Origin of the sequence: Shewanella sp. 6_MG-2023 (assembly GCF_030547195.1) — a bacterium.
Taxonomy (GTDB): domain Bacteria; phylum Pseudomonadota; class Gammaproteobacteria; order Enterobacterales; family Shewanellaceae; genus Shewanella.
Genome location: NZ_JAUOQU010000003.1, coordinates 180,177 through 205,036 on the forward strand (window position 1 = coordinate 180,177; position 24,860 = coordinate 205,036).

The following is a 24,860-nucleotide window of genomic DNA, read 5'->3' on the forward strand; positions in this document are numbered from 1 at the left end:
TGGGGCGTCCCTTCCCCTCGAAAGCTAGCCAGACATCCATGTCTGGACTCACGTAATTTTTTTGCTTACCTCAATTCAAATTGAACATTCAGATAAGAGCAAAAACACCAAAAGCACCAAAAGCTATATTGTTTCTAATTTTAACCTAGTTAAGCCAAACGAACCTGCAGGCACAATAATCTCCGTTGGAAGTGTCCGAATGCGTTGAGCTAATTTGCGTGATGGAGGCAGGACGCCGACATAGCCTCAGTTGAGCCAGGGATGGCGAATCTGAGGCGATAGCAAATTCGCTCTATAGCATGAGGGTCAACACTTCGTCGGAGCGGCAAGGGATGTCGAGAAGGGAAATGCTGTTGTTTCCCTTTCGTCGGGTGTGGGCGAAGCGCCACGACTTTGATCTACTTATTAACTAACCTAATAAAATGACTTTTATTGATAAAACCTAGCAAAGTCACCCACAAAAAAACCAGCCACTTTTCCAAGTAGACTGGTTTTTTAATAGTGATTATTAAGCCAACGGCTTAACCAACAATTACCCTTGTGGGCGCATCGCTGGGAACAAGATCACGTCACGAATAGTGTGTGTGTTAGTGAATAACATCACTAAACGATCGATACCAATACCTTGACCTGCAGTTGGTGGTAAACCGTGCTCTAGTGCGCGAATATAATCGGCATCGTAGAACATCGCTTCATCGTCACCGGCATCTTTAGCATCAACTTGTGCTTTAAAGCGATTGTCTTGATCTTGTGCATCGTTAAGCTCAGAGAAACCATTCGCCACTTCACGGCCGCCAATGAAGAACTCGAAACGGTCGGTGATGAAATGGTTGTCGTCGTTACGACGTGCAAGTGGTGAAATGTCAGCTGGGTAACCAGTAATGAACGTAGGTTGCATTAACTGAGGCTCAGCGGTTTCACCAAAGATTTCTTCAAGTAGTTGACCACAAGTCCAGAACTTCTCGATTGTCATGCCAAGGCTCTTAGCCAAGTCACGCATGAACTCAACGTCTTTAACTTCTTCGTAAGTCATAGACTGAATGGTTGCGTTGTCAGGGTTGTATTTTTTGATAGCGTCTAACATGCTTAAACGTGCATATGGGCCACCAAAATCAACAGTATGCTCACCGTATGGTAGCTTGGTAGAACCACAAAGCTCAGTAGCGATCGAACTTAGCATTTCTTCAGTAAGATCCATTAGATCTTTGTAATCAGCGTACGCCATATAGAATTCCATCATAGTGAATTCTGGGTTATGACGAGGCGATAAGCCTTCGTTACGGAAGTTACGGTTAACTTCAAATACTCGCTCAAAACCACCAACCACTAGACGCTTAAGGTATAGCTCTGGTGCGATACGCAAGTACATCGCCATATCAAGTGCATTGTGGTGCGTTTCAAAAGGACGCGCGCTAGCGCCACCAGGAATGCTGTGCATCATTGGGGTTTCAACTTCCATGAACTCTTTTTTGATCATGAAGTTACGGATAGCTGAAACCACTTTAGAACGCATAATAAATGCATTACGTGACTCTTCGTTAACGATTAAGTCAACGTAACGTTGACGGTAACGCGTTTCTTGGTCTGATAAACCGTGGAACTTTTCAGGCAGTGGACGCAATGCTTTAGTGAGCAATTGGTACTGCTCCATGTTCACATATAAATCGCCTTTACCAGAAAGGTGTAACTTACCGGTCACACCGATGATGTCACCAATGTCTAAACCTTGGAATGTGGCTTTAAGATCTTTTTGAACATCTTTACCCGCGTAGGCTTGAATGCGACCAGATACATCTTGGATTACCAAGAATGGGCCACGTTTAGCCATAATACGCCCAGCAATTGAACGGTTAACGTCCATGCCTTCAAGCTCTTCTTTAGTGAAGTGACCATATTCAGCTTGAATATCGGCAGCTTTGTGTTTGCGATCGAAGTTATTTGGGTGACCATTTGCAGGGCAGTTTTCGCGGATGTGATCTAGTTTCGCGCGACGTTCTGCAATTAACTTGTTTTCGTCTTGGGTTTGTTCAGTCATCTTCTTCTCTCGTTAAAGGCCAGATTTAAGGCTAGCTTCAATAAACTTGTCCAAGTCGCCATCTAAGACGCTTTGGGTATTTCGGTTTTCAACACCGGTACGTAAATCTTTAATACGGGCATCATCAAGCACGTATGAACGGATTTGGCTGCCCCAACCAATATCTGATTTGGCATCTTCCGCGGCTTGCTTATCAGCGTTCTGTTTGAGCATTTCTAACTCGTACAGTTTCGCTTTTAATTGTTTCATTGCAGCGTCACGGTTCTTATGTTGCGAACGGTCATTTTGACACTGCACCACAGTATTAGTGGGTAAATGGGTAATACGTATTGCTGATTCGGTTTTGTTGACGTGCTGACCACCTGCACCTGAGGCGCGGTAGGTATCAATACGTAAATCAGATGGATTGATATCAATCTCAATTGAATCGTCAATTTCTGGGTAAACGAATACCGAACAGAAAGAAGTATGACGCTTACCTGACGAATCAAACGGTGACTTACGCACTAAACGGTGAACACCGGTTTCTGTACGCAGCGAACCAAAGGCATATTCACCATTAAACTTGATGGTTGCGCCTTTAATACCAGCGACATCGCCGTCGGTGACTTCCATTAGTTCAGGTTTGTAATCGTGGGCTTCACCCCAACGTAAATACATACGCAGTACCATATTGGCCCAATCTTGCGCCTCGGTACCACCAGAACCTGATTGAATGTCTAAGTAGCAGTCTGCAGCATCATGTGGGCCCGAGAACATACGGCGAAATTCAAGTTCTTCCAAACGTTTCTCAAGATCATCTAATTCTGTGCTGGCATCGTTAAAGGTTTCTTCATCATCTTCTTCGATGGCAAGTTCAACCAGTCCTTCAATATCTTCAAGGCCGCTATCCATATCGTCGATCGTTTTCACGACGGCTTCTAGGGCGCTGCGCTCTTTACCTAGGGCTTGGGCATTATCTGGATCATTCCAAACTTCCGCACTTTCGAGCTCTCTACTGACTTCTTCTAAACGCTCACTTTTGGCAGCGTAGTCAAAGATACCCCCGAAGAAGTTCGGTGCGGTCAGCGAGTTCCTTGATTTTGAATTTAACTGGATTTACTTCAAACATGAATTTTCTACTTAATTTAGCGGTAAACAATACAATTAACCGCGCATTTTACCCCATGACTGCGACTAAACCTAGCGCTCAGAGGCGATTATTAACAAACATTAGTGGAATTGTTGATAACCAGGAAAAAACCGCCCATCAGCAAGCTGAACCACAAGCTGTGTTATTGGCTAAAAATGTCAGCAAATAGCCCAAAACCATGGCATTACTATAGCTAAAAATGGTTCATCAAGCCGCTGACTGGTAATGTAACCGGCTTAGAATTAATTGCTAAAAAAACGTTAACCTGCGACATAATCGGGCCTTTTATTCAGCACATCTACAACAATCTCTTTCAAATCTGCACGTTACTCCCCTTAGCTTTAAACTTTTATCAGCACTCGAATATGGCAGCGATCAACTACCAATAGCACCAAGATCAATTTAACCCCAAATTTGCGACCTAATCCCACTTAAAGCTAGAGCAAAACAGATTAAGTCACAAAACCACACCCAAGCGTGATGGCGGTTACAAAAGCTTATTCCACTTACTCAGCTTGATTCTGTTCATCTAAAAATAGGTATATTTTGTAGAGCTAATAAAGGGCGAAAATTTAGCCTGTAATAACCCCTACAAGGCCTAGTGATGATTACTCTCAAAATAGATGGCATTGCGTTAACTGTCAGTGCTGATAAAAATATTCTTCAAGCCGCTCGCGATGGCGGGATAAACATTCCTAGCTTATGCGATCCTGCAAACGGCAATACCCAGCACAGCGATGGTAAACACAGTCATGGCAAACAAGCCTGTAATCTTTGTGTGGTTGATATCAAAAATCACGATGGCAGCTGCCGCAAAGTAAAAGCCTGTGAAACCCCTGTTGCCAGTGACATGCACATTACCACTCAAACCGCTGAGTTAAGCAAGTTACGCCAAGCAGCGTTAACCACTATTTTGTCTGATCACTTTGCTGACTGTGAAGCGCCCTGTCAGCAAGCCTGCCCTGCAGGGGTGGATATTCAAAGTTACCTGTTTCATATCGCCCAGGGTAATCACACCGAAGCGGTAAAAGTCATTAAGCAAACCTTACCTTTGCCGCTGTCTATTGGCCGTGTTTGCCCGGCCTTTTGTGAAGCCGAATGTCGCCGAGGCTTGGTTGATGAGCCAGTGGCTATTAGACAATTAAAGCGCCACGCCGCCGATTTAGACCTTGCCGATGAGCACAGCTATCAAATTGAAAAGCTGCCAGCTACTGGTAAAAAAGTCGCCATTATTGGTAGTGGCCCTGCTGGTTTAAGCGCCGGTTACTTTTTATCAAACCAAGGCCATCAGGTGCGCATTTTTGAGTCTATGCCCAAAGCGGGTGGCTGGCTGCGCTATGGCATTCCTGAGTATCGCTTACCTAAAGATATTCTTGATAAAGAAATTGATTTACTTAGCCAAAATGGCCTAGACATTGTCACTAATACCCGCCTTGGTGAAGATGTTCATCTAAAACAACTTACCGATGATTACGATGCTGTGTGTTTAGCCATTGGCGCCCAAAAAGCAGTGGCGATGAACTACCCGGGCAGTGATCTAACAGGCTGTTACTTAGGGGTCGATTACCTGCGTGATTACTGCACCGAGCAAAGCTATCAAATCGGTCATAAAGTCGCGGTGATTGGCGGCGGTAATACTGCCATTGATTGCGCCCGCACCGCCGTGCGCGCAGGCCATGATGTCACCTTAATTTATCGCCGTACCCGTGCTGATATGCCCGCTGAGCCTTATGAAATTCATGAAGCTGAAGTTGAAGGGGTTAAGTTTCACTTTTTAACTAATCCGCTTAACAATATCGCTAATGAAGACGGCCAAGTCAGCGCCATTGAACTGGCGAAAATGGCCTTGGGCGAACCTGATGCATCAGGGCGGCGCTCACCAAAAGCCACTGGCGAAAGCTTTATTGAAGCCTTTGATACTGTCATTGCTGCGGTGTCGCAAACCCCAGATATGAGCTTTATGGAAGATCCAGCCAGTCACCTCACCACAGGTGAACTGGCGCTAACTCGCTGGAATACTTTTATCGGCTGTGAGCACACTATGTCTGCAGGGGTTGATAAACTGTTTGTAATTGGTGACTCTCGCCGCGGCCCAGCGACAGCAGTAGCGGCCATTGGTGATGGCCGTAAAGCCGCTGTAGCCATTAATAAATTGCTACACGAGGGGCTCAATTGCGACTTAACCCCAAAACCATTTAATGCAACGAAAGCGCCTAAAACCGCTGAATTATCAGCCGAGTTATACCCCAGCATTGCAGCAAAACCTCGCTACAAAATGGCTGAGCTTAGCGCCATTGAGCGTCAGCTAAATTTCAATGAAGTGGAGTTAGGCTATGCGCCCGATGAAGCAATGCAAGAAGCCGCCCGCTGTTTAGAGTGTGCTTGTCAGGCCAATACCGATTGTAAATTACGTGATTATGCCACTGAGTATCATGTGCAAGCGGAGCAATTAGACAGCACCAATGCGCGCCAATTTGCGGTGGATAAAACCAGCCCGTTTATTCAGTTTGATGCCAACCGCTGTATTAGCTGCGGCAAATGCGTCGATATTTGTGGTCAGCAAAGTGGTCACAATGCCATTAAGTTCACTAAAGACAGCTTCCAAGCATTACCGAATCAATTAACCGATGAGCGCCAAGCACCTCGGGTTGGCTTTAGTGCCTGCATGGCCGACAGTGATTGTGTGCAATGTGGTAACTGCGTGCAAGTGTGCCCAACTGGCGCGCTGGTTGATGCCCGTGATAAACGCCAAGGCGATGAAGAGCAGTTAACGACCACCTCGACCATTTGTACATACTGTGGTGTGGGTTGTCGTATCGAAGTCAGCGTGTCACCGACCACAGGCAAAATTTGCCATGTTGAAGGCAGTAAACACTCTGATGTTAACGATGGCATGTTGTGCGTTAAGGGCCGTTTTGGGTTTGACTTTATTCAAAGCGAGCAACGCTTAACCACGCCGCTTATTCGTAAAATGGGCGAGCTGATCCCCTGCAGTTGGGATGAAGCGCTAGATACCATCGCCGATAATTTTGCCAAGGTTAAAGCTGAAGCAGGCGCTGATGCCATTGCCACTTTAGCCTCAGCCAAAGCCACCAATGAAGATAACTACCTCATTCAAAAGTTTGTTCGCAGCGTATTAGGCACCAATAATATCGACCATTGTGCCCGTTTGTGTCATGCCAGTACTGTGTCAGCCCTGCAACTAAGTTTGGGTAGCGGCGCAATGACCAATGATATTCCGGGGATCAAAGAGTCTGACTTAATCTTTATCTTAGGCTCAGATACCTGCAATGCGCACCCGATAATTGCCTCAAGAATTAAACAAGCGATTCGCTCCCATGGCGCCCGCTTGATCGTTGCCGACCCAAAACGTGTCTCCATTGCTGATGATGCCTGTTTATACGTAGCGCAAAAGCCCGGCTCTGATGTGGTGCTGCTCAATGCGATTATGGCTGAGATCATTCGTCATGATTGGCATGACAAAGACTATATCAACGCCCATACCCAAGGCTTTGATGCAGTGATGCAAGAAGTGCTTAAGCCTGAATATCAGTTGCAAAATGCCACCAAGATTTGTGGGGTTAGCGCTGAGGATATTGCCCAAATGGCGCGTTATATTGGCACAGCGGAGAAAACCGCAGTCTACTACGCTATGGGCATAACCCAGCACACCTCAGGTCATGACAATGTCACTGCTATCGCTAACCTGCAAATGCTCTGTGGCAATTTAGGTAAAGTGGGTGCAGGCATTAATCCACTGCGTGGCCAAAGTAATGTCCAAGGTGCGTGTGATATGGGCGCGCTGCCAAATTACTACACTGGCTATCAGCGGGTTGATAACCCAGTGGTGCGTGAGAAATTTGAGCAGCAGTGGCAAACGCCGCTGTCAGCCACCGAGGGCTTAACGGCCACTGAAGTGATGCATGCCATTACCGAAGATAAAGTTAAAGCCTTATACGTTATGGGCGAAAACCCTGTGCTGAGCGACCCAGATCAAGCCCATGTGCTTGAAGCTTTGGAGAAGCTGCCGTTTTTAGTGGTGCAAGATATCTTCTTAACTGAAACCGCCAAGTATGCAGATGTGGTGCTACCTGCGGCATCATTTGCTGAAAAACAGGGCCACTTTACCAATACAGAGCGCCGAGTGCAGCGCCTAGAAGCAGTATTAACCCCGCCGGGACAAGCCCGCGCTGACTGGCAAATCATTCAAGATATTGCCAATAAACTGGGCGCTAACTGGCACTACGCTAACGAGCAAGCGATCACTAACGAGATCAATCAAGTGACCCCGCAATATCAAGGGATCACTTGGGATCGTTTAAGTGCTGATAAACATGGCACGCCAAGTAAAGGGCTGCAGTGGCCTTGCCGTGATGAGCAACATACGGGAACGCCCGTGCTGCATCAGGAGCAGCCCATTAAAGGCAAAGGTATATTCACCGCCGTGAGCTATCGCGCCCCAGCCGAATCTACCTGTGATGAGTATCCATTGGTATTGTCTACAGGTCGCTTATTAGAGCAGTTTCACACCGGTACCTTAAGCCGAAAAACCAGCGGTTTAGATACTTTAGGTACCCCAAGAGTGATGATGTCGGTGTTTGATGCTGAGCGTCTTGGGGTGAGTAATGGCGATAATTTAAAACTGAGTTCACGCCGCGGCGAAATTGAAATTGCCGCCTTTGTCACTAAGCGAGCGCAAGCGGGCGTTTTATTCTTACCGTTCCACTTTGCTGAAGCGGCGGCGAATAAGTTAACCAATAACGCAGTCGATCCGGTGGCCAAAATACCTGAGTTTAAAGTCTGCGCCGTTAAAGCGGAGTTAGCCACAGCGGTGTAATTTCACGCTTAACTGAAGTAAAACTGACGTAAAAACTGATAAAAAAGGCAAGCTTAGGTATATCACCAAGCTTGCCTTTTTTTATCGCGATATCGTATTTAGTTAAAGCACGGCTAACAAAGCCCCTGTAGCGGCAAACCCTGCTACTAACAAAACAATGTTGGGCTTAAAGATTTTCAGCACGCCAAAGCCTAATAACACCAATGCCATATCAATAGGTAATAGCACCGCTGAGGTAAACACTGGCGAATAAAGTGCGGCAAACAATAACCCCACCACTGCGGCATTCACTCCAGCAATAGCACCTGATATAACCGGTCGCTCACTGATAGCATGCCAGCTTTTTAACCCCACCAGCATCAGTAAAAACCCTGGAAAAAAAATGGCAATGGTCGCCACAATAGCGCCTAAAATGGGTTGCTCCAACCATAAATCGGCCCCTAAAAAGGTCGCCAAGGTGAACATAGGCCCAGGAATCGCCTGCGCTAGTGCATAACCGGTTAGAAATCGATCTGGGCTTACCAGCTCACCGACATTGGCTTCCAGCAGTGGCAGCACCACATGACCGCCGCCAAACACTAAGCTGCCCACCTGATAAAATTGTGCAAATACTTGGCCTAGGGTGCCAGTTTGATTAATAAAGTAAAACGTCGACACTATGCCAATGATAAATAATGCTAACCAGCCATAGTTAAGCTTAATGGGGCTATTTTCTGGGGTAATATTTTCGCCTTTGGTGAGCAATACCACGCCCATTATCGCCGCCAGCAATAATACGATAATTTGGGTCAGCATTGAGGGGAGTAACATCAAGCAAGCTGCGGTAAGCAACATAATAACCCGGGCGGTTTTGCGCTGACAAAATTGGCTAAACATTCCCAATGTCGCATCAGCAACGACCACTACTGCCAGCAGTTTTAAGCCGTGGATTATGCCGACAACCGCATCGGCTTCAAGCCACTTGGCACTGGTTATGGCGAGTAAGAACAGCAACATAAAAGACGGTAAGGTAAAACCCAAAAACGCAGCAATTGCGCCCGCTAAGCCGCCGCGATGATAACCAATAGCAAAGCCAACCTGACTCGAACCCGGCCCTGGCATAAACTGGCTTAGCGCCACAAAACTGCCATAGCGTTTTTCATCGAGCCAATTAAGCTCGCTAACAAAGGTCTGCCTAAAATAACCAATATGCGCTGCGGGGCCGCCAAAACTGACTAAACCTAAGGCTAAAAAGCGGGTAAATATTTGCCACATAAGCTGTCCAATTCCGTTTAGAGATAAGCTGGCGATAGCATCACTGGCTTAAGTTTAAATAATGAGGTTTAAATAATTAGTTTTAAATAATAAGAGTTTGATACGAGATCATTAATACCAGCTTGCTATCAACCCCGTCACTAGATTAATTATATGACGCTTTGGTGTCGTTTTTATGACAGCGTACTTTTTCTGACCGCACAGTTTGATGACAATAGGCTCGATAGCTCATTGAGTCTAGTTAGGCTTGTAATTGCGCTAACACTTTCTCGCTGAGTAACTTTAATTGCTGTAATTCATCTGCGCTGCCACCGACTTTACAGCGCATCAATTGTGGAATTTGGCTTGCTTGCTGCTTTAAGGCAAGCCCTTGGGGCGTTAACTGTAATACCCTAACCCGCTCGTCTTCTTTACTGCGATCTCGGATAACCAGTTGCTTTGTTTCCAGTCTTTTTAGTAACGGTGTTAAGGTGCCTGAGTCCAAATGTAATTTTTCACCTAAGGTTTTAACGCTAATCCCGGGCTCTTTCCACAGCACCATCATCACTAAATATTGCGGATAGGTTAGTGATAGTTCATCAAGTAGTGGCCGATAAGCGCGCACGACCGCATTGGTGGCACTATAAAGCGCAAAACATACTTGGTTTTCTAATGCCAATGCATCAAACTTTTCACTCATAATCATTCCTTAAATCCTAGTCACAGGCTTACTTTCTCGCAAAATTCTAATATCTATGGCGCTCAGTATTTGATGTGCAGCTTAATCACAACTACTGCATAGCCAAAGCGATTATCAGTTTATCACACTTAAATTGCGCACAATACAATATACTGATATACCATTAGCCATTACTGCGCTGATACAGATTAATACAAAAATATTATCTACCTTTCCTTATTTTGGCCGATAAATCATTAACCCATTTAGGTTTCGCTAATTAGAGTAATAATATTATGGCACTTTCCATCAATGCTCCATCATCAATGCCGACCAATATCGATTCAGGTAGTAGCCTCAAAGTTGCTGTAATTGCAAAAGATCAGCAAAAAATTGAAGGTGAAATGGCCCTTCAATTAATTGAAGCCGCGCTGCCACCACCGGTTGGTAACTCAGGCCATAACATTAATATCAAAGCCTAAAGCTGTTACTGCTGAGTTGAGCTGTTGGATTAAGCTCATGATCGATTAAGCTAAATTAGCCAGATAGGCTATGATTTATTTTTAAGCACCTTTAAAAATAGGATTGTCTATCATGGCTATAAGAGCATTACTGTTATTGCTGAGTTACTGCGCGAGCACTCAGGCCATTGCACTGAGTGATCATGAGGTATTAGCTAATACTCAAGCCACTGAAGCTGATAAGTTAGCGCCTGCTTTTGATTGCCAGCAAGCAAGTGGCGAAGTGGAGCAGCTTATTTGCCAAGATAGTCAATTGGCACAGCTTGATATACAGCTCAATCAAGTGTTCAAAAAGTCAATTTCCCAGCTAGACGCAGATGCTGATTTAGATGTAGATGTAGATGCATTAGCGCAACTTAAAGCTTTTCAGCGAGGCTGGATAAAAGGCCGTAATGAGTGTTGGAAGGCTGACGATATTAAACAGTGCGTGATTTACGCCTATACTTCACGGCTAACCGAATTACAGATCGCCGCTGCGGTATTTGACGTACCTAAGGCGGTACAATATCAATGTGATCCCCCATCGAACAACAATCTGATGAGTATTAGGGTTTATTTTTATAACCAAACTGCGATACCTGCAGCAATATTGAACCTAAGCTTAGCTCCAACTGCTGATCCAATTGCAGATTCAAGAGCTGTCACGGTAGCGCAGCAAAATCCGCTATTAACATTACTGACGCTAAGTGCATCTGGGGCGAAATACCAAGGGCAGAATGTTAGTTTCTGGACTCACCAGCAACAAGCCGTGCTAAGCCAATTTGGGCAAGCGGATATAGATTGCCGAGTAAAATAGGGTAAAAGTCCAATAAAAAAACCATGCTAAAAAGCATGGTTTATTGTTTACTAACGCTAAGCGCTAAGTACTAAGCGCTAGCGGTTTAGATTAGTTTAAAATGCTGTAGCCGCGATTTGCCATGCAGTTACGCACTACTGTTTCTTTCTCTGCTTCGTAATTGGCTTCATTGGCTCTTCTATCTTTCGCGCCACCTAGCAAGCCTACAGCAACACCAATACCAGCGCCGGTTTTAGCACCATGTGAACCACTACCACCAGCAATGGCACTGCCCGCTGCGCCGACTGCCGCACCTTTAAGGCCACTACTAATGGCACCACGAGATTCAGTATTTTTATGAACTTGCTGTGACATTTCTTGGCATTGATATTGATCGAAAACAAAATCTTTTTCATTCACGCCCGTTTTATCATAAATAATATTCGCGCTAGCTGAAAATGCTAAAAAAGAAAGCGAAACCAGTAATAATTTTTTCATATAAACCTCAAGCGATAATCAACTTATGGACGTATCCTACCTAAAGCATAATGTAAAAACGGAATATCGCATTTTTAAAATGGAATAATGCTAATTTACTACTGGCTAACTAAAACTTAACTTTCAGAAGTTAAGCTAATTTACTGCTTTCATAGCTATGACACATTTGCTGCGCTTGCAGCTCATCGTATTCGCGTAAACCGCTTAACACTAGGGTTTTGATACCTGAGCCTATGACTTTACCTGCGCTTTTTAAGGCAAACTGCAAGGTCACATCACCGCGTTTGCCATTGATTTGCATATCCTGCTCAACCAATTCAAGGCTCATATCAGTGAAATCGAAAGTATCTAATTGAAAAGACATACTTTCATAAATAACCAAAGGTCTGGCTGGGTTAATCATCATGCCGTACTGTTTCATCATCGGCACGAGTACATGAATAAAATTAAGCCCAGAAAACGCCACATAACTTTTGATGAATGCCGCTTTTTGTACATCACATTGACAAAGCGCCCCTTCACGTTCGATATGCAGGTATTCTTTGCCTTTGTTGTCACAAATACTAAATTGTTCACCGGCTTGCTGATCCAGAATTAACTCAACGCCATCACCGACCATGCCAGCAAACTTAAACTTCATTTTTTTGCTCAAGCCGAACTCTGTGAGCACTAAAGCAAACAGTAAGTCACCAGGAACACAGAAGCGTTTAGCGCCAACATTATGAATAGGATTAAAGTCTTCAGCGACGTGCTTGGCGAAATTGCTCGCTTGCAAAGCAGAAATAAACACACTTTGGTCTTGCTTAGCGTAATAAGGTGACAAAAACATATACATCCATTCTTATTCGTTAAAGATATCCATCTCTTATTGAGTTGGGTTTATTGTGAATCGAGTTTACAGCAAAAATTCACATAAACTCAGCCGATGACTTAATCGCTGTCACGACTGCAGCACTATGCTCTTACCTCACTATTTGTGAAGCGAACCACATCATACTAATCCAACTCCAACATTTGAGTTAACATTATTAACTCAAATGTTGATTTTAGTAATTAATTAAGTAAACTCCATCACAATACAGATACAAATGATAACAATTACCATTTTCATTATATTTGCAATTCGCCTTTGGAGATTTACATGACTCAACACAGCCTTCGAATTAGTCTTTTAGCCACTGCCCTATTCAGCGCTTTTTCAGCATCTGCTGCCGATACAGATCCTGCAACCAATGCCACCATGGAGCAAATCTCAATTTTTGGCAGTGCCAATCCGGTTAATAATGTTCCCGGTAGTGCTCATGTTATCGGTGACGCTGAAATTGAAAACTTCAAATACACCGACATTATGCGCACCCTAGCGTCTGTGCCTGGGGTGTATCTGCAAGAAGAAGATGGTTATGGCTTACGTCCAAATATTGGTATGCGTGGCACGGGTCAAAATCGTTCTGAAAAAATCACCATTATGGAAGACGGAGTATTAGCGGCGCCTGCGCCTTATGCTTCTCCTGCGGCTTACTACTTTCCAACCTCTGGTAGAATGCAAACCGTTGAGATCATGAAAGGCGGCTCGACCCTTAAATACGGCCCTCGCACCACTGGTGGTATTATCAATATGCTTTCTCGTCAAATCCCAGTGGAAGAACTGGCTGGCGGTATTGATGTGGCCGCAGGACAAGACGGCTTTGCTAAAGTACATGCCCATGCAGGCGGTCAAGGCGAACGCGTTGGCGCGGTAGCAGAAATTTACCGTTATCAAGCTGATGGCTTTCGCGACATTAATGGTGTTGGTGGTGATACTGGTTTTGTGAAAAACGATGCCTTAGCGAAAATCAGTATTGATAGTAGCGACGATGCAAAGTATCAGCAACGCCTTGAATTAAAATTAAAGTACTCAGATGAAGTGTCTAACGAAACTTACATGGGCTTAACTGAAGATGATTATAACGCTTCACCTTATATGCGTTACTCTGCCTCTCAAAAAGATGAAATGAGCACTGATCACAAGCAAATTCAGTTAAACCATATCATCGACTTTAGCTCGACTGTATCACTTGCGACCACGGCTTATTACAACAACTTCCACCGCAACTGGTATAAAACCAATAAAGTGGCGGGTCAAAGTTTAAGTAGTGGTGGTATTGAAGCTGCGGCTGATTTTGATCGCGATCCTGCTTCAGCAGCTGCGATTGATGTTGAAGTGAAAGCCAATAACCGTGACTACCTATCCCAAGGTATTCAAACTGAGCTAAATTGGCTAGTGGGCGACCATGACTTAGCCATTGGCGCTCGTTACCATGAAGATGAAATGGATCGCTTCCAGTGGGTTGATACCTATGAGTTAGGCGCTAACCAAGTGATGTCGCTGACTAATAGCGGCACTCCTGGTTCTGATTCAAACCGTATTGATAGTGCTGAAGCGTTTGCTTTTTATGTTCAAGATAAGATGACCTTCGGTGATTTAGCCATTACTGCCGGTCTACGTTATGAAGATGTCACCACCCAGCGTCGTGATTGGGGTAAAACTAACGTCGGCCGTGAAGGCGCACCGGATGAAGATATCAGCAATAGTTTTGACGTTATTTTACCTTCGGTTGCGGCAACTTATCACTTAACTGATGATTTAATCGTGCTCGCGGGTATTCAACAAGGCTTTGCGCCTTCTGCACCGGGTAATGATGACGGTAAAGAAGAAAAAAGCTGGAACTATGAAGCGGGCGTTCGTTACAACACTGGCGCTTTAAATTCTGAAGCTATCGCCTTTTACAGTGATTACAGCAATATGCACGGCAACTGCACTGCAGCGCAAGGTTGTGACGATGACAATATCGGTAATCAATACAATGCTGGTGAAGTGGAAGTGAGCGGCGTAGAACTGAGCTTAGGTTATGAGTTTAATCAAACCAATGACATTAGCTTCCCAGTCAAAATGGCTTACACCTACACGAGTTCGGAGTTCCAAAACTCATTCAGCTCTGACTTTGAATCATGGGACGATGTTGAAAAGGGTGATGAACTGCCTTATTTACCCGATAGTCAATTTTACTTATCAGCAGGCATTCAAGCAGAAGCTTGGCAAGTAACGATTGCAGGGCGTTATACTTCAGATATGCGCACTAAAGCAGATCAAGGTAGCATTGCAACAGATGAGCTTATTGCCAATAAGACCCTGGTTGATTTATCTGCCCGTTACTTCATTAATGATGCATCAGAAGTCTACTTAACCGTTGATAACTTATTGGATGAAACCTATATGACCACCCGCATTCATGGTTCTATCTTTGCTGGTAAGCCGCAAACGGCAACACTCGGTTATCACTATAAGTTTTAATCGCTTAGGTTAAGATTTAGCTAAGCTTTAGTTAAGCGATATAAACTTAAGCCAAAGGTAAGCTCGCTAAATACCGACACAATAAAAATGGCTACTCAAACGAGTAGCCATTTTTTATTCTGCCTAATTAATCATTAAGATTATAAAGCTGACTCAGCTGAGTGTTAATTGATGATTTTTTGCCACCAAGACAAGGGCTCACCACAGTTTGCAGCAGGCTTGTAGCTGTCACGTGTGGCAGGCAGCGCCATCACATTGTCACAATCGGCTTGTTTTGCCACGCCAGTGTCTTTATCAAAATAACCTTGGGTTATGCCATCTGCCGGCGTCATTCTTAAACCTAACGGCGGACGCTGCTTTAAAAATGCTTGGTACACTGCCATTGCGCCGCTTGAGCCATATAAACCCGTTTTACTGTTATCGTCTTGACCAACCCAAATAGCTGCCACGTTACGCTCATCAAAGCCTGCAAACCAAGAGTCACGACTATCATTACTGGTGCCGGTTTTACCCGCTAGAGCTACATTAGGGAATGCTTGACCCAAGCGTTTAGCAGTGCCGGTTTTGACCACTTGATTCATCGCATATTGCACCAAGAAATCGGTTGCAGGATCCATTCCTTGAACGGCACTTTCACGCGTTACCTTCAATGGTTGATTATTAGTATCAAGCACCGCAGTTATTGATGTTAATGGTCGATAACGGCCATTATTGGCAATGGTTTGATAAGCCTGCGCCACCATATAAGGTGAGCCATTAATGGCCCCTAACAACATTGATGGATAGCGAGGTATAGCATCGGACCAACCCGCATTAGCCATGGTTTTAGCGACATTATCAACGCCTAATTCAATACCAATATTCACCGTTGGTACATTCATTGAGTTTTTAAATGCATCTAATAATGGCACCTGTTGACGGAATTTTCGATCCACATTTTGTGGCGACCAGGTTTTACCTTGACCATTTTGTAAGGTGATCGGTTTGTCAGCTATTGGGGTCGCCAAATTATATTTACTGCCTTGTTGCAATGCAGTGGCATACACAAATGGTTTCACTAACGAGCCAATCGGGCGGCGAATTTCCACTGCGCGGTTAAAGCCGTCAAAGCTTGGCACTCTATCCCCTACCATGGCGGCAATACCGTCGCTATATTTGTCAGTTACCACCATACCCACCTGCACGTTTTTAGTGCGTTCATCCAGTGATTTCATGGTGCTTAATACGGCTTTCTCAGCAGCATCCTGAGCCATTGGATCTAAGGTGGTGTAAACCTTGACCCCTGATTGCTGCAGTAAGCTATCACCATAACGCGTTCGTAACTCTTGTTTTACCACCGCAAAGAAAGCTGGCATTTTTTGATGTACTGATTTATTAAAATCACGCAGCCCGAGTGGTGATTCTACCGCCGCTTTGTATTGCTCAACGGTTAAGCGATCATCTTCCATCAGTAATCGCAGCACCAAGTCGCGGCGATTTTGCGCCCGCTCAGGTGAGCGCCAAGGGTTGTAGTATGATGGCCCTTTAATGGCGGCAATTAAAAAGGCTTGTTGGGATACTGTTAGCTCCGCGATAGGACGGCCGAAGTAAAACTGCGACGCCAAGCCCATACCATGAACGCCACGCGCCTTGTCTTGCCCCATATACACTTCATTTAAATAAGCCTCGAGTATCTCTTCTTTGCTGTATCGAAAATCAATGATGATTGCCATTAAGGCTTCACGGATTTTACGCACAATTGAGCGCTCACTGGTTAAAAAGAAGTTTTTGGCTAATTGCTGAGTTAAGGTTGAACCACCTTGAACTGTGCGCCCGGCGGTCACATTGACGATAGCGGCGCGGAGAATGGCAAATGGATTAACCCCATGATGCTGATAAAAACTGCGATCTTCGACCAAAATCAGGGCATCGACAATAGCTTGGGGCATTTCTGTGGTAGGCACAAATAATCGGTCTTCAGCGCCAGAAGCCAAAATGCGATCCAGCAATACTGGCTCTAAATGGAATACTGCTAATTGACGCTTATCACTCATGCGCTGCACTGAGTTGACCCCTTGAGAGTCAAATGAAATCATCACCCGCTGAGCTGCTTGATCGCCTTCTGGGTGTAAAAATGGTCGACGCCAAAGCTCAATTTTACTACTGGATGCTGAAAACTCGCCCACTTGACGAGGGTTGGCCACTTTACGATAGCCAAGCAGTTTTAGCTCCGCCATTAGCTGCGGATGGTTTATGGCTGCTCCGGGATAAATGGCCATTGAACGGCTAAACACTTGTGCGGGTAAGTGCCATTTTTGCCCTTCAAATTTACGGGCAATAATTTGATCTAAATAGATGCCGTAAGAGCTCACCACCACGATGCCAATCAAGCCGAGTTTCCAGCCGATTGACCACAGTTTTTTCCACATTGACGGCTTAGCTTTAGCAACGACCCTTTTTACTCTAGGCTTTTTAGTCGCCGCTTTTTTGCTGGCGTTTTTTTTCGTCGCAGCAGTTTTGGTCGCTGGCGTTTTAGGCGCTGCTGTTTTAGGAACCGATTGCTTTTCTGCAGGCTTTTTCGCTACATTTTTTTTAGGCGCTTGAGGAGCCATCATCTTTGTCGTTTCTGTCATCTTTTTTTAATTCTTTATCGCCATTAGCAATTTAAGCCTGGCGTCTTCTTTTTAGTAAATTTAGTGGCGGTTGTATTAACCGGATCGTCAGGCCATAAATGGCGGGGATAACGGCCACGCATTTCTTTTTTTACTTCAATATATGGGCCTTGCCAAAAACTGGCTAAATCTGCGGTTACAGCAATAGGTCGCTGGGCTGGCGACAATAATTCCATGGTGACAGTGAGCTTACCATGAAGTAATAGCGGACTTTGTGATAAACCTAAAGCCTCTTGCAGGCGTACTTTTAATAGCGCTCTACCGCTGACGGCCTTATTGCTGTCGGCGGCATCATTTTCCATGCTTTGCTTATCACTATCGCTGCCATCGGCTTCACTTTCTACGGCCTGAGCAGCGACCACTTGATACTCAATCGGTGCTCGGGTGCCGGTAGCCATTTGCCAATGAGTGGGAAGCAATTCATTCAATGTTTGCTGTTGCTGCCATGTCAGCAGATTTTTCACATGGCCAAAGGTATCAAGTTTTTGTAATTTGGCAATGGAATTCACCTCAGCTAAATATGGCGCTAACCACCGCTCTAAGCTTGCTAGCAAGCTGGCATCATCAAGGTTTGGCCAATCATGTTGCGGCGCAAATTGTTGGGCTAACTTCAGTCGATATTGTAATTGCAAAAAACTTTCGCCCAAATCCAGCACAGTTAAGCCTTTCGCGCGGATGTGACTCAATAACGCTTGCTGGATTAATTTATTATCTACCTGAGTTTCTTGAGCGCGCTGTATAATAACCTCACCCACTCGGGTTTGCTTTTCAGCAAAAAAGCGCCCTTTGGTTTCATCCCACTGACAAATTTTAACCTCATGGGTTAAAAATTTAAGCTCTTGCTGGAAGTGCTCAGGGTTGATTGCCGCAGCAAGATAGACTCGTCCTGCATTGCGGCCTTGGGTTTCTTGAAAATCGGCCACCACTAACCAAGCTTGATTAGCCATAGCATCTTCAGCATCAATAGTAACCCCTGTGCCGTTACTGAGGGCAAAACCTAGTTTACCGCGGGCTTTGGCAATTCTGTCGGGGTATGCCAGCGCCAATAATAAACTAATATCACGACTGGCGGCGTCGCGAGCCACTTGCTTGATATCGCCTTTAGCAGATAGCGCCCGCTGCCATTTATTCACTTGGGTTGCCATTTGTCCTTGGGTCGCTAAACCCAGGTACTGACTGATATCAGCGCCTTTTTTAGGTAAGCCTCGTGCTTCGAGTACCGCAGCAAGTAAACATGCCAGTAACACTAAGTCGGCCTGTTGCTGGGATTTAGCAAGGGCTTGCGAAGTCAGCAACATGTGCGCTAAACGCGGGTGACAACCTAGCTCATAGGCCGCTTGGCCTTGAGCGGTGATTTTATGTTGCTCATCCACCAGCTCAAGCTTGGCGAGTAATTGCCACGCCACCTGTTGATGAATCGCTGGCGGCTTAGTTAATAGCGGTAAGGACTCAATATCACTCACGCCCCAATAGGCACAATCAAACGCCATTGACGTCAGCTCGCTTTGGGTGATTTCAGGCGCATCAGCCACCATCATTCGACTTTGTTCTTCTTGGCCCCACAATCTCACGCAGCAGCCTTTTTGTAAGCGCCCTGCACGGCCTGCACGCTGAATACTCGAGGCTTGGCTTATACGCCTTAACGATAATCGACTAACACCTGTGCGTGGGTTAAAGCTTGCCTCACGCTTATACCCACTGTCTATCACAATAGTGATGCCATCGATGGTTAAGCTCGACTCAGCAACATTAGTGGTAATGACGATTTTACGTTTGCCACTAGGGGCGGGAGAAATGGCTTTATCTTGCTCAGCAGGAGATAAATCACCGTATAAGGGACACAGTAAAAATTCATTTGGGTCTAGTCGCTGACTTAATAATCGCTGCAGTTGATTAATTTCCCCTTTGCCGGGTAAAAACACCAACACCGAGCCATGTTGGTAGTCGCTTGGGACTGTGTTGCTACTGCTGACACTGTCGATAACCACTTGGCTTAAATGACTTAGCCACTGCACTTGCCCCATTACCGGTCGGTAAAGCGTTTCAACATCAAAGCTTCGACCTTGGCTTACTAATGTGGCAGCGTCAGGCATTAATTGGCTTAAGGGTAAGCCCGATAGGGTTGCCGACATGGCAATAATTTTAAGATCTTCGCGCAGCGAGTCTTGCACTTCTAGCGCCAGCGCTAAACCCAGATCTGTGGGTAAATGACGCTCATGGATTTCATCGAAAATAATGACCTCTATGCCTTCAAGCTCTGGGTCTTGCTGGATCATCCGCGTTAAAATACCCTCTGTGACAATTTCTAAGCGGGTATTAGCCCCGACTCGGCTCTCACCTCTGACCCGATAGCCCACTCGCTCACCGACTTTTTCCCCTAGGGATTTAGCAATAAATTGCGCCACACTGCGAGCAGCAACCCGCCTTGGTTCCAGCATGAGGATTTTGCCGCTAATTTGCGGCCACTGCAGCATTGCCAGAGGTAGTGCGGTGGATTTACCGGCACCCGTGGGCGCTTCGAGGATAATTTGCGAATGATCGCCCAGCGCCTGTTGTAATGGCGCAAATAAGGCTTGAATAGGTAATGAGCTCAAAGGAGATACTTTAACGGCGAAAATCTGGCTTCAGTTTACTCATAAACGATTATTGATGCTACGGCTCTATGCAGATCGAAGCGGGGGCAGATTAAAGCATATGCAAATCGAAGCATGCACACATTGACAATTAACGACTGAAACGAAAAAGCTAATCGCCTATAAATCGATTAACCACGGCGTTCTGATCCCTGAGGATAAATCCTGCAAGCGGGTAGGTTTTCCAATCGCGTAGCCTTGGCCATAGCTAACACCAAGCTGTTTTAATTGCCGCCCAATGTCAGCGCTTTCAACAAATTCGCCTATCACTTTAAAGTCCATATCTTTACCCAGCTGGCAAATAGCCGAGACAATGGCTTTATCACTGCGGTCGTCACAGACATTAACCACAAACTGACCGTCAATTTTGACATAGTCCACATCTAAGCATTTCAAATAAGCAAAACTTGAAAAGCCCGATCCGAAATCGTCCAAAGCCAGCTTGCAACCTAAAGGTTTTAATAGCTCAATCAAGGTGGTGGCCTGTTCGAGTTGACTAATAGCGGCGGTTTCGGTGATTTCAAAACACAACTTAGACACCAGTTCGGGCTCAACCATCAAGCGTATTTCTAACCAGTCCATAAACTTGCTATCGGATAATGACAGCGCTGACAAATTTAGCGACACCATTGATAATTGCGACCAAATTTCGCTATTGCGTGCGCCCCACTTTAAAAGGTTGTCGATAACCCAGCTATCAATTTTTGATGCTAGGTTATAGCGCTCTGCTGCAGGTAAAAACACCCCTGGTGATACAAAACGGCCATCCTCTTGCACCATGCGCAATAAGATTTCCATGTGAATGCCACGGTCGTCAGAATTTAGCGGTTCTATGAGTTGATAAAATAATTCAAACTGATTAAGCGCCAGTGCCGAGACGATATCAACGGAGGCCAGCATTTGATTATATAAATGATGTACTTGGGGATCGTTTTTACTGTAAAAATGCCAGCGATTACGGCCATCTTCTTTGGCGATACGACACGCCGCATCTGCCTGACTCATAATGCGGTAAATGTCTTCTGACTTCGCATCCAGTTGGGTCATACCCATACTAACGCCAATATTATGGCTGACTTCGCCCCAAATAAATTCATGTTCGGATAATTGCTGGCAAATGCGGTTGCCCACTTGCTCGGCTGACTCTTTATCCGCTTGGAACATTAAAATGCCAAATTCATCGCCGCCTAAACGGGCAACGACATCGCCATGACGCAGTAAGTAGCTAAGACGCTTAGACACCTGACGTAACAATTCATCCCCAGCTTGATGACCACTGATATCATTAACCACTTGAAATTGATCAAGATCCATAAAGGCAACACACACAGGCAAGCGATCTTTATGCTCAATTAATTCTTCAAGCATTGCCTCAAACTGTAACCGATTCGGCAGACCTGTGAGCGGATCATAGTTGGATTGAAATGACAGCTCATCGGCTAAACGATAGCGTTCTGACACATCTTCAATCATCATCAATAATTGCTGCTCTATGTCTAATGCGCGGCAAAAGCTAAGTTTATACCAGTGAGTCACACCCGCTTTAACCAGTGGAACTTCACACCATGACTGATGCAGTGCTCCATCTCTGACAATGTGTAGGCAATCATCCAACAATATGTGGTCATCTGCATTGATTAATGAATATAAACTTTGATTACTGATTGACGGAAAAATTTGGCTAGCCACTTGATTTTGACTGCTAATACAGTTGTCCTTATCAAGGAGCGAACAGGCTACTGGCAGTTGCTGAAAAAGCTCAAGGTATTGGGCTTCTTTGTTTGTTAATAATTGCGATACGCGAGCCAGCTCAGCTTCAGATGCCAGCTTTAGGCTAGCCTCGTTAAGCTTTGTCATAGGACAATTGACACCATCCGAGGCCTCAAGTTGCCAATTTAATTGATATTTTAGTGGTAAAAAAATCAACCTGGTATTGCCTATTTGCACCGCTTCACTCAAAGAGAGTGAAAACACCTCGGACCGTGACTGAACAAAATCAGTTATTTGACACTGCAAAAGACTTGTTGTGGCATTGATATCAGCACTATCTTGTGCGAGTAATTGTTCACATAAATCAGGCAAGGCAGCGAGTGATTGGCCTATTCGTGCGTTATTAGGTTGGCGCTGAAGATGCTGTTGAAATTGATCTTGATGCTGATAAGCTTGCAACGCCTTGACATGGTAAACTTTACCACTGGTTAGACTTTCAGTTGTTTGGGATAGTAAAACCACGATTTCATCGACGCCTAATTGCAGTTGCAATGCATCAATCTCAGCCATAACCTTATCACAGCACAGGTAGTGATTTAATTCAGCAGACTGCGGGCTAGCCCATACTGATTTCAGTTCACTATTGCTCATTCAATGACTCATTCATTCGCAGCATTTTTGCTGTCATTATACAGTATCCCTCTAAACGGAGCTTCACTGGTCTTGCTGTTAATTTACCTAACCGTAAACTGTTGCCGTCGATTAAGCTAACATGTCTTTGACGATAAACGTCATAATAATAAAAAATAATGCTAACAACAGATAAGGATCAATGGCGTTAAGGAGACCCATGACTAAAAATCACCATAAACGTTGTTTTATTGCCATTGCATTATCAGAGTCAAACCGCACTCAATTGAGCCAATATCAGCAGCAATTAATGCCGCATCTGAGTATACAGGTTAGCGCCGTTAAGCGGGAGAATTTACATCTAACCGCTGCATTTTTAGGCAAAATTAGTTCTGATCAGATGCTGCAGATTGATCGGTATATCACCGAGCAGCATTTCAGCGCTTTTGAACAACCACTGCAACAACTTGCTTACTGGCCTAAAGCGAAAGTCTTGTGCATTCAGGGTGATGCCGAAAAAGCGTTGGCGCATATTGCCCACAGCTTAAAATTAATGACATCACACTTAAACCTTTATCAAACTCAGCATGAATTTAGACCCCATATCAGCTTATTTAGAGCTGTGTCAGAGCCTGCAGCCCTTATAGATAAGTTACCTGCACTCACTGAAGCTATAAACACAAAAGCCCGCCATTTAACCCTCTATGAATCCATTAGCAGTACTCAAGGGCTTATATATAAACCACTGCAACAGTGGCCTTTACAGCCATAACGAAAAAAAGCTGCCTAGACAGCTTTCGTTTCTCGAATCTATAGCTAAAACCTGAAGAGTTATAGGCTTTATCGCTCTAACATTGCCGCGATGGTCAATACTCCATGAGCTGTTGCGCCAGCGCTCCATAATGGCGTAGCCGATGATGCATATGCACCAGCTAAATCCATGTGCAACCAGTTAACTTCTGGGCTCACAAAGCGCCATAAGAAGCCTGCTGCATTTGACGCGCCGCCTGCACCGCCGCCTTTCATTGCGCGACTATTGGCGGTATCTGCATAAGGTGAAGGGCACATATCTTTATGCCAAGTATCCAATGGCAATGGCCAGACATTTTCAGCAACAGTGGCCGCTTTTTGTTGTGCTAATTGCAAGGTTTCCATTTGCGGTGAAAATATCGCATTGTAATTATTGCCCACAGCCATAATCGCCGCACCTGTCAGTGTTGCCGCATCAATAATTAATTCTGCTCCAGTATCTGATGCTGCTTGCAGCCCGTCAGCTAACACTAAACGCCCTTCAGCATCGGTGTTAACCACTTCAACGGTAACGCCATTTTTATAAGTTAAGATGTCACCTAACTTGTAAGCATGGCCACTGATGAGGTTTTCGGCGCAACACAGAAACAATTTAACCCGCTTATTCAGACCGGCTTTCATGGCTAGACCCAGCGCGGCTGTCACTGTTGCCGCGCCGCCCATATCGCATTTCATATCCAGCATGCCCTCTGAAGGCTTAATGCTGTAACCGCCAGAGTCAAAGGTAATGCCCTTGCCCACAAGAGCGGTGGATACTTTGGCATCGGCTGCGAGTGGATTAAAATCAAGCACTAGCATCGCTGGCGGACGCTCACTGCCACGGCCAACCGCATGTAAACCAATCCATTGTTTTTCGAGTAATTCTTGGCCTTCAAAAATATCAAAACTGACCTTGTCGCCACCAATGTCTTTGAGCCAGTTTGCTGCGTGCTCGGCAAGAATAACCGGAGACAATTCTTCAGGGGTTTCGTTAACTAATTTGCGCGCGAAACTTGCCGCTTCAAAGCGATGAGATAAAGTGGCTTGAGTGCTCACGTCACCACACCAGAGTACTTCAAATGGGCCTTTGGCCGTGGTAAAACCTTGAGAAAAAGCCCATTGCGAATCAAGGCTCCATAACTCACCGTCAAGCTGCACCTTGCTAATACCCTGACTACGAATTTTTCTAGCCGCCATTTGTACTTGACGTAATTCATCTGCTGCAGATAAATGGATCAGCGCTTGATGGCCTTGAAAGCTCACATCTGCTTTACCCCAAAGGCTCTGTGGCGCTTCTCGTGTTAGGGTAATCGTCATAATTTCCATTGTAATGTCCTTGTTATGCTTGCGTTGTAACTTAGATAACCAATAAGCTAAGTGTACTGTAAATCACTAAATGAACGTGA

16 protein-coding genes are annotated in these 24,860 nt (G+C 45.1%); 6 read left to right on the top strand and 10 right to left on the bottom strand.

The genetic code is table 11. The annotated features are described in order from the left end of the window. Positions 1-532: 532 nt before the first annotated feature. A complete protein-coding gene (gene lysS, locus Q4533_RS03095) occupies positions 533-2,035 on the bottom strand; it encodes a lysine--tRNA ligase (RefSeq protein WP_102435746.1) in 1,503 nt (500 codons plus the stop codon). Positions 2,036-2,047: 12 nt separating this feature from the next. Next, a protein-coding gene (gene prfB / locus Q4533_RS03100; protein ID WP_198589352.1) for a peptide chain release factor 2 occupies positions 2,048-3,146 on the bottom strand; the annotation gives its coding sequence in 2 pieces (ribosomal slippage) (positions 2,048-3,070 and positions 3,072-3,146; 1,098 coding nt in all). On the opposite strand from prfB, the gene Q4533_RS03105 reads away from it, so the two are divergent. Further along, a complete protein-coding gene (locus tag Q4533_RS03105) occupies positions 3,145-3,336 on the top strand; it encodes a hypothetical protein (RefSeq protein WP_102435742.1) in 192 nt (63 codons plus the stop codon). The two genes, prfB and Q4533_RS03105, sit on opposite strands and share 2 nt — an antisense overlap. Positions 3,337-3,771: 435 nt before the next feature. Continuing rightward, positions 3,772-8,004, top strand: coding sequence for a formate dehydrogenase subunit alpha (fdhF, locus tag Q4533_RS03110; protein WP_303501828.1), 4,233 nt, complete (start codon positions 3,772-3,774; stop codon positions 8,002-8,004). A gap of 102 nt (positions 8,005-8,106) precedes the next feature. On the opposite strand, the gene chrA is transcribed toward fdhF, so the two are convergent. Together chrA and Q4533_RS03120 are read right to left on the bottom strand one after the other, a co-directional pair. Then, the gene (gene chrA / locus Q4533_RS03115) at positions 8,107-9,258 is read right to left on the bottom strand and encodes a chromate efflux transporter (protein WP_303501830.1); all 1,152 of its coding nucleotides are present in this window, start codon (positions 9,256-9,258) and stop codon (positions 8,107-8,109) included. 241 nt (positions 9,259-9,499) lie between these two features. Beyond that, positions 9,500-9,937 (bottom strand): MarR family winged helix-turn-helix transcriptional regulator, encoded by a 438-nt coding sequence (locus Q4533_RS03120; protein WP_303501833.1) that lies wholly within the window; start codon positions 9,935-9,937, stop codon positions 9,500-9,502. A gap of 275 nt (positions 9,938-10,212) precedes the next feature. Here Q4533_RS03120 and Q4533_RS03125 point away from each other — a divergent pair, with 275 nt between their 5' ends. After that, positions 10,213-10,398, top strand: a complete 186-nt coding sequence (locus Q4533_RS03125; protein ID WP_076543161.1) for a cytoplasmic protein — start codon at positions 10,213-10,215, stop codon at positions 10,396-10,398. A 112-nt stretch (positions 10,399-10,510) separates the two neighbouring features. Continuing rightward, the gene (locus Q4533_RS03130) at positions 10,511-11,233 is read left to right on the top strand and encodes an MliC family protein (protein ID WP_303501835.1); all 723 of its coding nucleotides are present in this window, start codon (positions 10,511-10,513) and stop codon (positions 11,231-11,233) included. Between the two features lie 90 nt (positions 11,234-11,323). On the opposite strand, the gene Q4533_RS03135 is transcribed toward Q4533_RS03130, so the two are convergent. Both Q4533_RS03135 and Q4533_RS03140 read right to left on the bottom strand, forming a co-directional pair. Next, positions 11,324-11,710, bottom strand: coding sequence for an RNA polymerase subunit sigma (locus Q4533_RS03135; RefSeq protein ID WP_076543163.1), 387 nt, complete (start codon positions 11,708-11,710; stop codon positions 11,324-11,326). A 130-nt stretch (positions 11,711-11,840) separates the two neighbouring features. Further along, complete coding sequence (locus Q4533_RS03140) at positions 11,841-12,539, bottom strand: DUF3581 domain-containing protein (protein ID WP_102435732.1); 699 nt, start codon at positions 12,537-12,539, stop codon at positions 11,841-11,843. A 312-nt stretch (positions 12,540-12,851) separates the two neighbouring features. Here Q4533_RS03140 and Q4533_RS03145 point away from each other — a divergent pair, with 312 nt between their 5' ends. After that, entirely contained in the window at positions 12,852-15,041 is a 2,190-nt protein-coding gene (locus Q4533_RS03145; protein ID WP_303501838.1) for a TonB-dependent receptor, read from the top strand. Between the two features lie 164 nt (positions 15,042-15,205). Here the strand turns inward: Q4533_RS03145 and mrcB are convergent, their stop codons facing one another. The 3 genes from mrcB to Q4533_RS03160 form a co-directional block, all read right to left on the bottom strand. Next, positions 15,206-17,449 carry a penicillin-binding protein 1B gene (gene mrcB / locus Q4533_RS03150; RefSeq protein WP_303501876.1) on the bottom strand — a complete coding sequence of 748 codons (2,244 nt, stop codon included), beginning with the start codon at positions 17,447-17,449 and terminating at the stop codon, positions 15,206-15,208. A 227-nt stretch (positions 17,450-17,676) separates the two neighbouring features. Further along, positions 17,677-20,286: an ATP-dependent helicase HrpB gene (gene hrpB / locus Q4533_RS03155; protein ID WP_303501840.1), complete on the bottom strand. Its 2,610-nt coding sequence runs from the start codon at positions 20,284-20,286 to the stop codon at positions 17,677-17,679. Positions 20,287-20,445: 159 nt separating this feature from the next. Beyond that, on the bottom strand, positions 20,446-22,686 hold the full coding sequence (locus Q4533_RS03160; RefSeq protein WP_303501843.1) for an EAL domain-containing protein: 2,241 nt from the start codon (positions 22,684-22,686) through the stop codon (positions 20,446-20,448). Positions 22,687-22,885: 199 nt separating this feature from the next. On the opposite strand from Q4533_RS03160, the gene thpR reads away from it, so the two are divergent. Then, a complete protein-coding gene (gene thpR / locus Q4533_RS03165; RefSeq protein ID WP_157937388.1) occupies positions 22,886-23,437 on the top strand; it encodes an RNA 2',3'-cyclic phosphodiesterase in 552 nt (183 codons plus the stop codon). Positions 23,438-23,505: 68 nt separating this feature from the next. On the opposite strand, the gene pepB is transcribed toward thpR, so the two are convergent. Beyond that, positions 23,506-24,780 (bottom strand): aminopeptidase PepB, encoded by a 1,275-nt coding sequence (gene pepB, locus Q4533_RS03170; RefSeq protein ID WP_102435724.1) that lies wholly within the window; start codon positions 24,778-24,780, stop codon positions 23,506-23,508. Positions 24,781-24,860: the final 80 nt, after the last annotated feature.

Coding starts and splice junctions, on each gene's coding strand:
- pepB (WP_102435724.1), bottom strand. CDS start 24,780: ATGGAAATTATGACGATTACCCTAACACGAGAAGCGCCACAGAGCCTT.
- chrA (WP_303501830.1), bottom strand. CDS start 9,258: ATGTGGCAAATATTTACCCGCTTTTTAGCCTTAGGTTTAGTCAGTTTT.
- Q4533_RS03125 (WP_076543161.1), top strand. CDS start 10,213: ATGGCACTTTCCATCAATGCTCCATCATCAATGCCGACCAATATCGAT.
- Q4533_RS03120 (WP_303501833.1), bottom strand. CDS start 9,937: ATGAGTGAAAAGTTTGATGCATTGGCATTAGAAAACCAAGTATGTTTT.
- Q4533_RS03135 (WP_076543163.1), bottom strand. CDS start 11,710: ATGAAAAAATTATTACTGGTTTCGCTTTCTTTTTTAGCATTTTCAGCT.
- thpR (WP_157937388.1), top strand. CDS start 22,886: ATGACTAAAAATCACCATAAACGTTGTTTTATTGCCATTGCATTATCA.
- Q4533_RS03105 (WP_102435742.1), top strand. CDS start 3,145: ATGAATTTTCTACTTAATTTAGCGGTAAACAATACAATTAACCGCGCA.
- lysS (WP_102435746.1), bottom strand. CDS start 2,035: ATGACTGAACAAACCCAAGACGAAAACAAGTTAATTGCAGAACGTCGC.
- Q4533_RS03160 (WP_303501843.1), bottom strand. CDS start 22,686: ATGAGCAATAGTGAACTGAAATCAGTATGGGCTAGCCCGCAGTCTGCT.
- mrcB (WP_303501876.1), bottom strand. CDS start 17,449: ATGTGGAAAAAACTGTGGTCAATCGGCTGGAAACTCGGCTTGATTGGC.
- Q4533_RS03130 (WP_303501835.1), top strand. CDS start 10,511: ATGGCTATAAGAGCATTACTGTTATTGCTGAGTTACTGCGCGAGCACT.
- Q4533_RS03140 (WP_102435732.1), bottom strand. CDS start 12,539: ATGTTTTTGTCACCTTATTACGCTAAGCAAGACCAAAGTGTGTTTATT.
- Q4533_RS03145 (WP_303501838.1), top strand. CDS start 12,852: ATGACTCAACACAGCCTTCGAATTAGTCTTTTAGCCACTGCCCTATTC.
- fdhF (WP_303501828.1), top strand. CDS start 3,772: ATGATTACTCTCAAAATAGATGGCATTGCGTTAACTGTCAGTGCTGAT.